General features: G+C 58.5%; 12 protein-coding genes. 2 read left to right on the forward strand and 10 right to left on the reverse strand.

The genetic code is table 11. The features are described 5' to 3' along the window. Positions 1-42: 42 nt before the first annotated feature. The 10 genes from ACR3EJ_RS01870 to ACR3EJ_RS01915 form a co-directional block, all read right to left on the reverse strand. Entirely contained in the window at positions 43-489 is a 447-nt protein-coding gene (locus tag ACR3EJ_RS01870) for a YtoQ family protein (RefSeq protein WP_170544783.1), read from the reverse strand. 79 nt (positions 490-568) lie between these two features. Continuing rightward, on the reverse strand, positions 569-2,965 hold the full coding sequence (gene pheT / locus ACR3EJ_RS01875; protein WP_170544786.1) for a phenylalanine--tRNA ligase subunit beta: 2,397 nt from the start codon (positions 2,963-2,965) through the stop codon (positions 569-571). 77 nt (positions 2,966-3,042) lie between these two features. Further along, on the reverse strand, positions 3,043-3,450 hold the full coding sequence (locus tag ACR3EJ_RS01880; RefSeq protein WP_170544789.1) for a cupin domain-containing protein: 408 nt from the start codon (positions 3,448-3,450) through the stop codon (positions 3,043-3,045). 60 nt (positions 3,451-3,510) lie between these two features. After that, on the reverse strand, positions 3,511-4,314 hold the full coding sequence (locus ACR3EJ_RS01885) for a prolyl oligopeptidase family serine peptidase (protein WP_170544792.1): 804 nt from the start codon (positions 4,312-4,314) through the stop codon (positions 3,511-3,513). 303 nt (positions 4,315-4,617) lie between these two features. Continuing rightward, positions 4,618-5,178: a U3 small nucleolar RNA-associated family 6 protein gene (locus ACR3EJ_RS01890; RefSeq protein ID WP_170544795.1), complete on the reverse strand. Its 561-nt coding sequence runs from the start codon at positions 5,176-5,178 to the stop codon at positions 4,618-4,620. Further along, a complete protein-coding gene (gene pheS, locus ACR3EJ_RS01895; protein WP_170544798.1) occupies positions 5,175-6,248 on the reverse strand; it encodes a phenylalanine--tRNA ligase subunit alpha in 1,074 nt (357 codons plus the stop codon). Before pheS ends, ACR3EJ_RS01890 begins: the two co-directional genes overlap by 4 nt. Before the next feature lie 70 nt (positions 6,249-6,318). After that, entirely contained in the window at positions 6,319-7,689 is a 1,371-nt protein-coding gene (locus tag ACR3EJ_RS01900) for a glutamate--cysteine ligase (protein WP_170544801.1), read from the reverse strand. A gap of 67 nt (positions 7,690-7,756) precedes the next feature. Continuing rightward, on the reverse strand, positions 7,757-8,284 hold the full coding sequence (locus ACR3EJ_RS01905) for a hypothetical protein (protein WP_010443589.1): 528 nt from the start codon (positions 8,282-8,284) through the stop codon (positions 7,757-7,759). Next, entirely contained in the window at positions 8,281-9,126 is an 846-nt protein-coding gene (locus ACR3EJ_RS01910; protein WP_170544804.1) for a GNAT family N-acetyltransferase, read from the reverse strand. Before ACR3EJ_RS01910 ends, ACR3EJ_RS01905 begins: the two co-directional genes overlap by 4 nt. Then, entirely contained in the window at positions 9,126-9,851 is a 726-nt protein-coding gene (locus tag ACR3EJ_RS01915) for a 16S rRNA (uracil(1498)-N(3))-methyltransferase (RefSeq protein ID WP_170544807.1), read from the reverse strand. The genes ACR3EJ_RS01910 and ACR3EJ_RS01915 overlap by 1 nt, the downstream gene beginning before the upstream one ends. Positions 9,852-9,863: 12 nt before the next feature. Between ACR3EJ_RS01915 and ubiA the strand changes: the two genes are divergently transcribed. After that, positions 9,864-10,826 carry a 4-hydroxybenzoate octaprenyltransferase gene (gene ubiA / locus ACR3EJ_RS01920; RefSeq protein WP_170544810.1) on the forward strand — a complete coding sequence of 321 codons (963 nt, stop codon included), beginning with the start codon at positions 9,864-9,866 and terminating at the stop codon, positions 10,824-10,826. Positions 10,827-10,892: 66 nt separating this feature from the next. After that, complete coding sequence (locus ACR3EJ_RS01925; RefSeq protein ID WP_170544922.1) at positions 10,893-12,791, forward strand: OmpA family protein; 1,899 nt, start codon at positions 10,893-10,895, stop codon at positions 12,789-12,791.

Here is a 12,791-nt window from a genome sequence, read left to right on the forward strand (position 1 = left end):
CACAGGGCGGCGGCGCCAAAGTGCCGCACGCCCTTGGGCCATTCAGCCTGGCAATCGGCCTGTCTCGACGTAACGCAGAATCTCGACAACCTGCGCGGGCTCTTCCGCCACCGCAAGCGCGGCCGCGTCCACCTCTTTCAAAGCGTGTTGATGATCGGCTCCATGTAACACGATGATCGATTTGCCCAAGGCCGCCGCGTAGCCGGCATCAAAGGCTGCATTCCATTGCTTGTATTTGTCCCCGAAGCGTACAACGACCACATCAGCGTCTGAAATCCCCTTGCGGGTTCGGATCGCGTTCACCATCGCACCCTTGTGGTCATGCCAATACTTGTTTGGCTCTGCCCCCAAAATCGCGACGCCACAATCATCCGACGCATCATGATCTGTCACTGGGCTGCTAAACTCTATGTCCAGCCCCTCGGCACCTGCGATAATCTGTTCCCGCCAATCCGTGTGAATCTCACCCGAAAGATAAACTTTTAACATGACCTATTCCTCCCGCAAAAAAGGGGCGCGCCCGCCCCTTCGTGATATCATATATGTCCCACCCTGGGTGGAAACATCCTCAGCCGCGCAGCACGCCACCAGTCGCTTTCGCCACTTTCTCGACGATCTTTGCACTGACCTCTTCGATGTCCTTTTCCTTGAGGGTCGAGTCAGATGGCTGCAGCCGAACGGCAATGGCCAGGGATTTCTTCCCTTCACCAAGGCTACCCCCGATGAACTCGTCAAACACCCGAACGTCTTCAATCAGTGCCTTGTCGGCCCCTGCAGCTGCATTCACCAGCGTTAACGCCTCGATATTGGCATCAACGACAAACGCAAAGTCTCGCTCAACCGCCTGCAGGTCACGCAGTTCCAAGGCGGAACGGGTTGCTCCGGATTTACGCGGCATCGGAACTTGATCTGGCCAAATGGTGAACGCCATTGCCGGACCCTTGATGTCCATGGCCTGCAAGACGCGAGGGTGCAACTCACCAAAGACACCCAGAACCTTTTTCGGGCCAAGGCAAATCTTGCCGTGACGACCCGGGTGCCACCAGGCATCGCCATCACGCAGAATTTGTACCTTAGCTGGCGCGCCAATTGCGGCCAGCACCGCCTCGGCGTCAGCCTTCGCATCAAACAGGTCAACCGGGCGGGACGCACCGTGCACATCCTTGGGGCCGCTGCGCCCAACCAACAGGCCGGTGATTTGCGTCTGCTGATCCCCCGGCTCGCCATCGTGGAACACCGGACCGACCTCGAACAGAGCCAGATCTGCGTAACCCCGCGCCTGATTACGCGCCGCCGCCTGCAGCAGACCAGGCAGCAGATCAGGGCGCATATGGCTCATCTCGGACGAGATTGGGTTTTCCAGCATGGTTGCCGCGTCGCCACCGCCAAACAGCGCAGCCGAGGCCTGATCTATGAAGGTGTAGGATACACATTCATTATACCCCAGTGCGGCACAGGTCCGTCGCGCCATCGACTGGCGGCGCTGCGTCGGCGTCATGACCGGTTTGGGGATACCCGCCGTGGTGCGTGGCAGAGGAATACCCTGCAGCTTGGTCAGTGAAGCAATCCGCGCAACCTCTTCCACCAGATCAGCTTCCCCCATGATGTCTGGTCGCCAGCTGGGCACGTGCGCCATCTCTCCATCCAGACGGAAGCCCAAACGGGTCAGGGTTTGCCGCTGCTCGCTTTCCGGGATTTCCATCCCGACCAGAGACTGCACTCGCGCCGCATCCAGCTTGTAGGCCCGCGCGTGGTTCGGCGCTTTGCCCGCCTCAACCACGTTCGAGGCTTCACCGCCGCAGATATCCAGGATCATCTGCGTCGCGTGCTCTAACCCTTCGCGGGTGTATTCCGGGTCGACCCCACGTTCGAAGCGATACCGCGCGTCCGAGTTTATCTTAAGCGCCCGACCCGTCAGGGCGATCTGCACATGATCCCAGAACGCGCTTTCAAGGAAGACGTTCACCGTCTCCTCGGTGCAGCCGGTTTCCTCACCGCCCATGATACCGGCGATTGATTCCGGGCCTTTGTCGTCCGAAATCACCATCATGCCGGGCTGTAGTGTGTATTCCTTCTCATCCAGAGCAACCAACTTCTCGCCACCGTTCGCACGGTGAACGCGTAGGTTACCCTGCACCTTGTCGGCATCGAATACGTGCAGCGGGCGGTTGTGATCGAAGGTCATATAGTTGGTGATATCCACCAGAGCCGAGATCGGACGCAGACCAATCGCCTTCAGCTGATCCTGCAGCCATTGCGGGCTAGGACCGTTCTTAACACCCTTGATAAGCCGACCGGTGAAATGCGGTGCGCCGTCCAGCGTATCCTCGTCGATCGACACCTTGATCGGGCTTTCGAAATCACCTGGCACCGGCACATAGTCGCGCACCTTCAGCGTGCCCAAACCACGAGCAGCCAGATCGCGCGCAATCCCCTCAACACCCAGCGCATCCGGGCGGTTTGGCGTGATCGCAATCTCGATCATCGGGTCAACCTTCGACGGCTCGTTCTCGGCCAGCCAGTCGATAAACTTGTCACCGACCTCGCCCGAAGGCAGCTCGATAATTCCGTCATGCTCGTCCGACAGCTCCAGCTCGCGTTCGGACGCCATCATGCCAAAGCTTTCGACACCTCGAATCTTGCCAACGCTGATGGTGATATCCAGACCGGGGATATACGTGCCCGGCTTACACACGACGACAGTGATGCCTTCGCGCGCGTTGGGTGCGCCACAGATGATCTGCAGGTCGCCCTCGTCGGTCTCAACCGTACAAACTCGAAGCTTGTCGGCGTCGGGGTGTTTCTCGGCATGTTTCACATGGCCCAGCGTAAAGCCCGCCAGCCGGTCCGCCGGATTGAGGATATCTTCGACCTCAAGTCCGAGGTCGGTCAGCGCCTCGGCAATCTCATCCACCGAAGCATCAGTATCGAGGTGGTCTTTCAGCCAGGAAAGAGTGAATTTCATCGGTCGTCATCCGCCAGTAAATCTCGGGTCAGACCGCATGTAGCGGATATTGTACACAGGGGAAAGAGGCCGTTGGCCTAGTCTTCGGCAACCGTGTTCGAAACAGCGTCCGACCCGGCAAATACAGCCAGAATACGCGCGATCCCGCTACCCGTATTCACCCCGGCATGGGTCGAGCGGAAGGCTTCGACAAAGGCATCCCCGGTTCTGTAGACACGCGTACCAGCGTCGCCATAGTCAACGGTGATCTCGCCCTCAAGAACATAGGCCGCCAACGGTGCATCATGACGGTGGTCGCCTGTCTGCTGTCCCGGTTGCATGGTGACGATCGCCATAGTGATTTCAGCCTGCCCTGTCGGATATTCCAGTGGCTCGCCGATGATCGAGGTATCGGTCTGCAACAGCAATTCAACCGGCGGGTATGTATCCTTTGCCTGGGCATTAGTGGCGGCAAGGATCAGTGCACCCAGCAGAAGCGGTTTCACGGGTCATCTCCTGTTTAGTTGTGCGGGCAAGTGATCGCGCTGCGGCAGCGAAGTCAACGGTTATGGATAAGTTGGCGTTCGGCCCAAAAGCTCGTCCAACTGCCAGCCGATCCAGCCGTGAGGAATGAAATGCCCGCCCGGATGCGTATCCAGCGTGACCTGCCCCTGCGCGCAATCGGTCCACTCTATCCGGCTGAGCGTCAGAAACGGCTTCACGCTCCAATCCCCGCGCGGAGTGGCACCGTTGCAGTCGAACTTGGCCTTCCACAGCGCCACCGGATAGGTCGTGTCGCCATCCGGCGCAAAGGGAAAATCCATCACCGTATCGTCCAGCCCATGTACATGGCGCACCTCTCGCGGGGCTTCCGGGCAGTCCTCGGTTTGGCGGATTGATCCCGCAACAGCCAGCAGAGCGGCGATGTCATTGCCCGACTGGCACACAAAGCGCCATGCCATCGCGCCGCCATAGGAATAACCCGAGACATAGATGCGTTCAGGATCAATGGGATAGTGCTTGGCAACATCCTCTAACACCCGATCAGCAAACGGCACGTCTGCGGTATCAGCGGTCCAGAAATTCCAGCTTTTGCCCAACCCGTTCGGAGCCACCAGCAACACATCGCGCAGCTTGGTCGCCCCGGCGATGCGTTCATGGTTCACCACCACATCGCCCTGCCGCGCCCAGCCATGAAAATGCAACAGCACCGGCAGAGGCGTTTCGCCATCCCAGCCACCAGGTTCCAGCACATGGTATGAGCGGTCGCCGATCTCACAGGCGGTATCGCCGTGGCAGTCAGATTTCCACGGGCCCATAGCAAAGGCCGGAGTCGCGGTCAGCAGAAGAAAAAGCAGTCGATAGATCATAAGCCGGAGCCTAGCGACGTCTGCCGCACTGTCACATAACATATTGGTGTAGGGTAGGGTTTCACCCCGCCAACCGCCCCACGGTGGGGTGAAACCCCACCCTACAACGGATCAAATCACAATGCCGCGCTATCGCCAGACCGCGGGATGGCGATCAGAGGTTTGTGTCGAGCACATTAAGTCAGCCAAATCCGCGAAACGTTCAAACGGAGCGCTCACGGAGGCAAATCGCCAGCCCGTGCGGGCGGTCTGGCGATAGCGCGGCGGCCTATCGGCCTTTGCTCCGCGCGAATTATATCGAACTTAAGGGTCAACGCCTTTTTTGAGGATCAGGTCTCTTATACGCTCTCCAACTTCGTCAGAAGAATATTCAGAAGTTAACTCAGTGCCCAAGTGCATATCCTGCCTCATTCTATCAATGCACTGGAGAAACAAGCGTTCCGTTTCTGCGTCGGCTCTGGTGATGCGTTCCTGCTCGTCGGAAGCGTATGCTTCCATAAAATCTATTAGGGATGCCCTGGCATTTGTCGTGACTTCAATTACTTCATCAATGCCCGAAACTAAAATTTTAGCGTAGCTGAGTTCGAACTGCTTAAACGACAATCCGATTTCCAATACTTCTGAATTGAACCGAATTGCTGTTGTCACATCCCTGAACGTAGCAATAGCTTCTTGGTAAACTTCGAGGCGGCGAGCTTTCAGCGCTTCAGACCGGTCAGCCTTGCGCTGCAAGAAAAATAACCAAATCGCGCCGAGAAATGTAATCGCAGGGCCAAAACTGCTTACCCACTCTCCCAACTGGCTAAAGAAGGGAAAATCACGGCACACGTTTTCACACGCCGTGATTACTTCGGCTTCACTCACCGAGACAAACCACCATGCAGGTTCGGCATATCCAGCGCCGCAAACCCGTAGTGACGCAGCCAGCGCAGGTCGGAATCAAAGAACGCCCGCAAATCAGGGATACCGTATTTCAGCATCGCCAGACGGTCGATGCCGATGCCGAAGGCAAAGCCCTGATAGACCTCAGGATCAATCCCACCGGCGGCGATCACCTTGGGGTGGACCATGCCTGAGCCCAGAATCTCCATCCAGTCGTCACCCTCGCCGATCTTCAACTGGCCGTTGTCCCACGAACAGCGGATATCGACCTCGGCCGACGGCTCGGTGAAGGGAAAGTGCGAGGCGCGGAAGCGCAGTTCGACATCGTCGACCTCGAAGAACGCTTTCACGAACTCTTCCAGAACCCATTTCAGGTTCGCCATCGAGATGTCCTTGTCAATGGCCAGCCCCTCGACCTGATGGAACATCGGTGTGTGGGTCTGGTCATAGTCGGCGCGGTAGACGCCGCCCGGGCAGATCACGCGGATCGGCGCGCCCTGCAGTTCCATCGAGCGGATCTGGACCGGCGAAGTATGCGTGCGCAGCACGTGCGGCGGGCGATTATCCCCCTCGGCGCGGTGCATGTAGAACGTGTCCATCTCGGCCCGCGCGGGGTGGTGGCCGGGGATGTTCAGGGCGTCGAAGTTATGCCAGTCGGTCTCGATCCGCGGCCCTTCGGCCACCGAGAAACCCAGTTCGGCAAAGATCGCGGTCAATTCCTCGGTCGCCTGGCTGACCGGGTGGATCGAACCATGGCGGCGCGCGCGAGCCGGCAGGGTGACGTCCAGCCACTCAGTGCGCAGACGCTCATCCAGCGCAGCATCGGCAAGCGCAGCCTTCTTGGCGGAAAGCGCCGAGTTGATTTCATCCTTCAGGGCGTTCAGTGCTGGGCCTGCAACCTGACGCTCTTCGGGGGTCATCTTGCCCAACTCGCGCATCTTCAGCGCGACTTCGCCTTTTTTGCCCACGGCAGCGACTCGGATCGCCTCAAGTGCGTTTTCATCGCCCGCATCGGCGATTTGGCCCAGATATTTTGCCTTAAGATCGTCCATGACGCCCTCTGAATTTGGTCGCCAACCTGCTATCGGCCCCGCCCCGCGAATGCAAGCGGGACGGTGGGGATCAATAGCTGTATTCGGGATAAATCCGGGTCAGATCGCCATTCCAGTCGCCATTGTAGTGATCCAGCAACTCATCTGCGGGCACCTTGCCCGTATCGATGCTGTCCTTGAGCGCGTTGAGGAAATGCGTCTCGTCCTGAACCAGACCACCCGCACCGGGGCGCGCGCGGGACGCAAGTCCTGCCTCTGCGATCGAGACCACTTCGCGCGCCAGATCATGCATATTGATGTTGCCAACCTGCGCTTGCAGACCATCCTTGGCGGCCTCAACCCGCAGCGCTTCGCGCGTCTCGGTATCCCAGCCTTTGACCAGATCCCAAGCGGCATCCAGCGCGGTTTGATCATAGGTCAGACCGACCCAGAAGGCCGGCAGCGCACAGAGCCTGCGCCATGGGCCACCATCGGCGCCGCGCATCTCCATGAATTTCTTGATCCGCGCCTCAGGAAAGGCTGTGGTAAGGTGATCGGCCCAATCGGACAAAGTCGGCGTCTCGCCGGGTAATGCAGGCAGTTTGCCCTGCAGGAAGTCGCGGAAGGACATGCCCAGCGCGTTGACATATTGCCCGTCGCGATAGACGAAATACATTGGCACATCGAGCGCGTATTGAACGTAGCGCTCGAACCCGAATCCTTCTTCGAACACAAATGGCAGCATGCCCGTCCGTGCATCGTCCAGATGCCGCCAGATATAGCTGCGCCAACTTTTCTGGCCGTTCACCTTGCCCTCAAAAAACGGAGAGTTCGCGAACAGCGCAGTGGCTACCGGCTGCAATGCCAGCGCGACACGCAGTTTCTGCACCATGTCTGCCTCGGATCCAAAGTCGATATTGACCTGAACCGTGCAAGTGCGCCGCATCATCGCGCGGCCCATGGTGCCGACTTTTTCCATGTAGTCGTTCATCAGCCGGTAACGGCCCTTGGGCATCAACGGCATTTCGTCATGGGTCCAGATCGGGGCGGCGCCCAGACCGATGAAACCCACTCCGATCTCGTCCGCGATATCCTTCACCTCACGCAGGTGGACGTTCACCTCATCGCAAGTCTCATGGATCGTCTCGAGCGGGGCACCCGACAGCTCCAAAGCGCCACCCGGTTCCAAGCTAACGTTGGCACCGTCCTTTTCAAGCCCGATTAGATGCCCGGCTTCGCGTACCTCGGCCCAACCATGACGGTCGCGCAGGCCTTCCAGCACAGCCACGATGGACCGTTTGCCTTCAAACGGCAGCGGTTTCAGCGTGTCTTTACAATATCCGAACTTCTCATGCTCGGTGCCAATACGCCAATCATCCTTGGGCTTGCAGCCCGATTCCAGATATTCGGCCAGTTGCTCATGGCGTTCGATCGGTCCGCCGCCGGACTGGGGGATGGACATGTTACCCGTGCTCCGATCCTGATATGTCTGTCTTGAAGGTCAGTCCTGAGCGCAAACCGCGCCAGTGTCAATGCAGCCTGAGATGAGCCGGGCGCGAGGGCGTGCGTTCCCAAATCACGACAGGATGCGCTGATCCACCGTTGAGTTCCGACAGCATTTGTTCAGTTTTCAACCCTGGCAGGTTCGAAAACACATCAAACAGAGCCTCAGCCCCTTCGGCGTTCACCGGAATGTGAAGAGTCGGTTGCCCCGGCTGATCCAGAACCCAAAGAGCTGGGCGCGCGGTTGGGTCCAGCGCAAGTCGTTCGATTTCGCGCGCAGCAACGATCCCGCCATCTAAAGGGCCAAGATAAGTGATCTGGCCTTCATCGATGGTCACAACGCCCGGACCACCTGCACCGGTGCGAAAGCGCGCACGCTGTAATCCGATTACGGCAAGAGCAATCGAAACGACCACCAGAATCCAACCCAACCAGCCCAGCAATCCACCCGGTCCGTTGATCCAACTCAGGCCCAGCAGCAGGACAAATCCAGCAACCAGCACTTCGCGCCAGCGCCACATGGCCAGTTTGGCTTCTGGTCGGATGAAACTCATGCTGTGTCCTCCGGGTTTGTGAACAAGATCAGCGAGAAATAGCCCGCTGGTTGGAACCCAATAGCCATATAAGCACGCGCGGCGGAATCGGAAGCGGCAAACAGAACTGAACGTGAAACCCCTGCGCTCCGTGCCTCGGTCAGATGCAAGGCAACAGCGAGACGCGCATAACCTCGGCCACGCAATTCAGGGGGTGTGTAGACCCCTCCGATCTGTACGATCTCGGGCAGGCGCGCATTGAAGCCTGTCATGGCGACGGGCCGATCGTTGATCAGAAGAACCCGGTGGGAATCGCGCGTGCAATAAGCTTCGAAATCTTCGCCTGCCTGTGTTTTTGCCCTGTCGGGAGCAAAATCCATGGCCTCGATCAGATAGTCGCGCCGCCAGTTCTCGGTGATTGCCCTGTCGACTTCATCCAGAGGAACCAGACGGGCGCCTGAAACGTCTGGCATGCGAAGCTGATCCAGCTCCAGCGAAAACCCCGGCTCATCACTGTTAAGCGTCGCGGGTCGGTCTTCCCAGCCGCCAAGTTTCATGAGCCGCCGCGCCTGCGTGGCTTCCGAGGCTATGCCAAACAGAGCGTGCCCTCGGATCAGGCTTATGGCCTCAGAAAGCTCATCATCCGAACAGTTCGGGCATTGTGACAGGATCATACCTTCGTTTGTGATGGCAAAGACAGCGCGAAACGGATCGCCAAGCACCCACGCTTTCAACGACCGGGGATGCGCTTTACGCAGACCGAAATCTCGTAGATTAGCCAAGGGAAACATGGATGTCTGGATGTGCTGGGATAGAAATGCGTCAATATCCGGCAGGTCCGTTTCCTGTGCCGGCCGCCACATCAAGACCAATCCCCCAGTGCCTGCTGCCACATGGTCATCGCAGCAACAGCGGCCGTATCGGCACGCAGGATACGGGGGCCGAGACTGACCACATGAGCATAGGACAACGCCTTCAGTCGCTTGCGTTCTTGGTCGGAAAAACCACCCTCCGGGCCAATGAGGATGGCCCATGGCTGACCTGGTTCGTTTTCGGCCAATCGCAGGGCCGAGCCAACCTCGGCCTCGTCACAGAACATCAACTGACGACCTTCAGGCCATGCATCAAGCACGCGATCCAGTCGCTGCAATTCAGTGACGTCTGGCACGAAGGTCCCGCCACATTGTTCCGCTGCTTCCACCGCATGCGCTTGCAGCCGATCCTGCCGAATTCGCTCGGAATTGGTGAACCCTGTCTGCACCGGCATAATCCGCGCAGCGCCCATTTCAGCTGCTTTTTCAACGATAAAATCGGTCCGCGCCTTTTTAATCGGCGCAAAGAGCAGCCACAGATCGGGCGGCAGTTGCAGCGGCTTCGTTTGCTCTGCACAGGACAGTAGGCCGCCACGTTTGCTCGCCTCGGCGACATCGGCCAGCCACTCGCCATCCTGCCCGTTGAACAGGGCGACCTGCCCGCCAACCGACAAGCGCATGACACCGAACAGGTAATGTGCGTGTTCGCGCGTCAAAGGAACCGATTGCCCCGGACCTAAAGGGTGCTCTACATACAGTCTGATCTTCGCAGTCATGAGACCCTACATATGCAAGGCAATGCCCCAACACCAGACGGTCAGGTCGCTGATGCCGCGACCGGCAACTGGGTCGACACGTACGCACCCACCTTTGCGCGCCCTTACCTGCGGCTCAGCCGGGCTGATCGGCCTATTGGCACATGGTTGTTGCTGATTCCCTGCTGGTGGGGTCTGGCACTGGCCATCCTCAGCGACGGGCAACCACGATGGGAGGATCTTTGGATCGCCCTCGGTTGCGCCATTGGAGCTTTCCTGATGCGCGGCGCGGGCTGTACGTGGAATGACATCACCGATCGGGAGTTCGACGGGAAGGTCGAGCGCACCCGCTCGCGCCCAATACCATCGGGTCAGGTCAGTGTGCGTCAGGCGGTGTTCTGGATGGTGTTGCAATGCTTGTTGGCACTGGCGATTCTTCTGACTTTCAACCAGGCCGCCATAGCAATGGGTGTATTATCGTTGCTTCCCGTCACGATCTATCCATTTGCGAAACGGTTTACTTGGTGGCCACAGATTTTTCTGGGGCTGGCCTTTAACTGGGGCGCATTGCTGGCATGGGCAGCGCATACTGGCACCGTGGGCTGGCCCGCCATCATGCTCTATCTGTCAGGCATTGCCTGGACCCTGTTTTATGACACGATCTATGCCCATCAGGATGCCGAGGACGACGAACTGATCGGAATTAAATCCACTGCGCGGCTGTTCGGAACCGATACCACGCGTTGGCTCAAATATTTTCTGATAGGAACGGTCAGTCTGATGGGACTTGCGATTATCGATGCGGCATTGCCGGTGGCGTCGGTCCTTGCATTGGTCGTTGCGCTTGGCGGGCCTTGGGCGATGGGATGGCACCTTGCCTGGCAATTGAGGGGGTTGGACACGGAAGACAACGCCAAATTGCTGCAACTGTTTCGGGCCAATCGCGACACCGGCTTGATTCCGCTGATCTTCCTCTGCGTCGCCCTTTTGCTCTGATTGCACCTCCGTGATGGGCTCTGTATGAGTCCGGAACCAACCGCCCGAGGAGTTTCGATCCCACCTATGCGCATGCCTTACGCTCTTGCCGTTGCGTTGATCTTTGCGGTGACCGCCGTGCTGTCTCTGGTGGCGGCGAGCTATGCAGTGACAAAGATAGAAGATGCATCGGAGTTTGCAGTACGTCGGGCTTTGAATCTCAAGGGCCATGACTGGGCCGAGGTCCAGTCCGATGGGTTGCGTGTTGTATTGACTGGTACTGCCCCGGATGAAGCTACCCGGTTCAACGCACTGACCGCCGCCGGAACCGAAGTTGATACCTCGCGTGTAATCGATGAGATGGAGGTCGCGCCCACCGCCGACCTGACCCCGCCCCGTTTTTCGGCCGAGATATTGCGCAATGACAGCGGCATAACAATCATCGGCCTCGTGCCCGCGAGCTTGGATCGCGACGACCTGATCGACAGGTTGCAGCGACTTGATCAGAACTCATCCGTTTCTGATCTGATGGAAAGCGCGGACTACGCCGAACCCAAGGGATGGGATCAAGCCATAGATTATGCGATCGAGGCACTTTCTGGCCTGCCCCGTGCCAAGATTTCCGCCAGCCCTGGATTGGTACGTATCACCGCCATCGCCGATAGCCAGCAGGAGAAAAACAGGCTGGAACAAGACCTGAGCCGTGCCGCACCGCCCGGACTGCGAATCGGCCTTTCCATCTCGGCGCCCCGCCCCGTTATCACGCCGTTTACGCTCCGCTACCTGATAGATGAAAACGGCGGACAGTTTGATGCCTGCTCTGCTCAGAGTGAAGACGCGCGGGAGCTGATCGTCGCCACCGCGCGCGAGGCTGGTTTGACCGGGCCATATTCCTGTACAATCGGGCTGGGGGTTCCTTCGCCTCGCTGGTCTAATGCTGCACAGCTAAGCATCTTGGCACTGGCCGAGATTGGACAGGGGTCGGTCACCATGTCGGATGCCGACATCACGTTGGTAGCGGCCCAAGATACCAGCCCCATCTTGTTTGATCGTGTTGTGGGGGAATTGGAAAACGCGCTTCCCGACGTATTCGCCCTTCATGCAGTACTGCCCGAACCCGAGCCCGACGATCCCGCTGGACCGATTGAATTCAACGCCACCCTCAGCCCTGAAGGTCTGGTGCAGTTGCGTGGCCGTGTCAGTGACGAGACCTTACGCGACATGACCGACAGTTTCGCCCGCGCCGCCTTTGGATCAACGCAGGTTTACACCGCCACCCGTGTGGTTCAGGACCTGCCAACCGATTGGCCCGTTCGGGTTCTGGCCGGGCTCGATGCCTTGTCGCATCTACACAACGGAGCATTGACTGTAACGCCAGACGACGTTTCGCTGACAGGGGTCAGCCACGATCCCGATGCAAAGGCGCGGATCGCTGGATTGCTATCGGACAAGCTGGGCGATGCTCAGGATTTCAACCTGTCGATCACCTATGTTGAACCGCCGGCGCCTCAAGATGCGCTGCCAGATCCGGAGGTTTGCGAAGAACAGATCGCCGAAGTTCAAAGCAATAGTAAAATCGCCTTCGAACCAGGGTCGGCGACAGTCGCCTCCGACTCGCGCGATGCGTTGAATCAGATCGCGGACATCCTGCGCGAATGCGGCCCGATACGATTGGAAATACAGGGCCATACCGACAGTCAGGGTCGCGAGGAAATGAACCAGCAACTCAGCCAGGCGCGTGCGCAATCTATCCTGAACGAACTACGTGATCGGCGTGTCCCGACCTCAAGCTTTTCAGCGGTCGGATATGGCGAGACGCAGCCAATTGCGGACAATGACACCGAAGAAGGCCGTGAAATAAACCGCCGCATCAAGTTTCATCTGATCCGGCCTGAACCTGTGCCAGATACTGAGACCGGGCTTGAAGCCGTAGAAGCAGAAACACCGGACGCCGAAGCCCAGGATGCAGGCTCAGAGGACCAATAA

Source organism: Ruegeria sp. AB11, from assembly GCF_056536325.1.

Bases quoted from the DNA above. Each gene is read 5' to 3' on its own strand.
- ACR3EJ_RS01915 (WP_170544807.1), bottom strand. From the start codon at position 9,851: ATGACTGCGAAGATCAGACTGTATGTAGAGCACCCTTTAGGTCCGGGG.
- ACR3EJ_RS01925 (WP_170544922.1), top strand. From the start codon at position 10,893: ATGCGCATGCCTTACGCTCTTGCCGTTGCGTTGATCTTTGCGGTGACC.
- ubiA (WP_170544810.1), top strand. From the start codon at position 9,864: ATGCAAGGCAATGCCCCAACACCAGACGGTCAGGTCGCTGATGCCGCG.
- ACR3EJ_RS01910 (WP_170544804.1), bottom strand. From the start codon at position 9,126: ATGTGGCGGCCGGCACAGGAAACGGACCTGCCGGATATTGACGCATTT.
- ACR3EJ_RS01905 (WP_010443589.1), bottom strand. From the start codon at position 8,284: ATGAGTTTCATCCGACCAGAAGCCAAACTGGCCATGTGGCGCTGGCGC.
- pheS (WP_170544798.1), bottom strand. From the start codon at position 6,248: ATGGACGATCTTAAGGCAAAATATCTGGGCCAAATCGCCGATGCGGGC.
- pheT (WP_170544786.1), bottom strand. From the start codon at position 2,965: ATGAAATTCACTCTTTCCTGGCTGAAAGACCACCTCGATACTGATGCT.
- ACR3EJ_RS01885 (WP_170544792.1), bottom strand. From the start codon at position 4,314: ATGATCTATCGACTGCTTTTTCTTCTGCTGACCGCGACTCCGGCCTTT.
- ACR3EJ_RS01900 (WP_170544801.1), bottom strand. From the start codon at position 7,689: ATGTCCATCCCCCAGTCCGGCGGCGGACCGATCGAACGCCATGAGCAA.
- ACR3EJ_RS01870 (WP_170544783.1), bottom strand. From the start codon at position 489: ATGTTAAAAGTTTATCTTTCGGGTGAGATTCACACGGATTGGCGGGAA.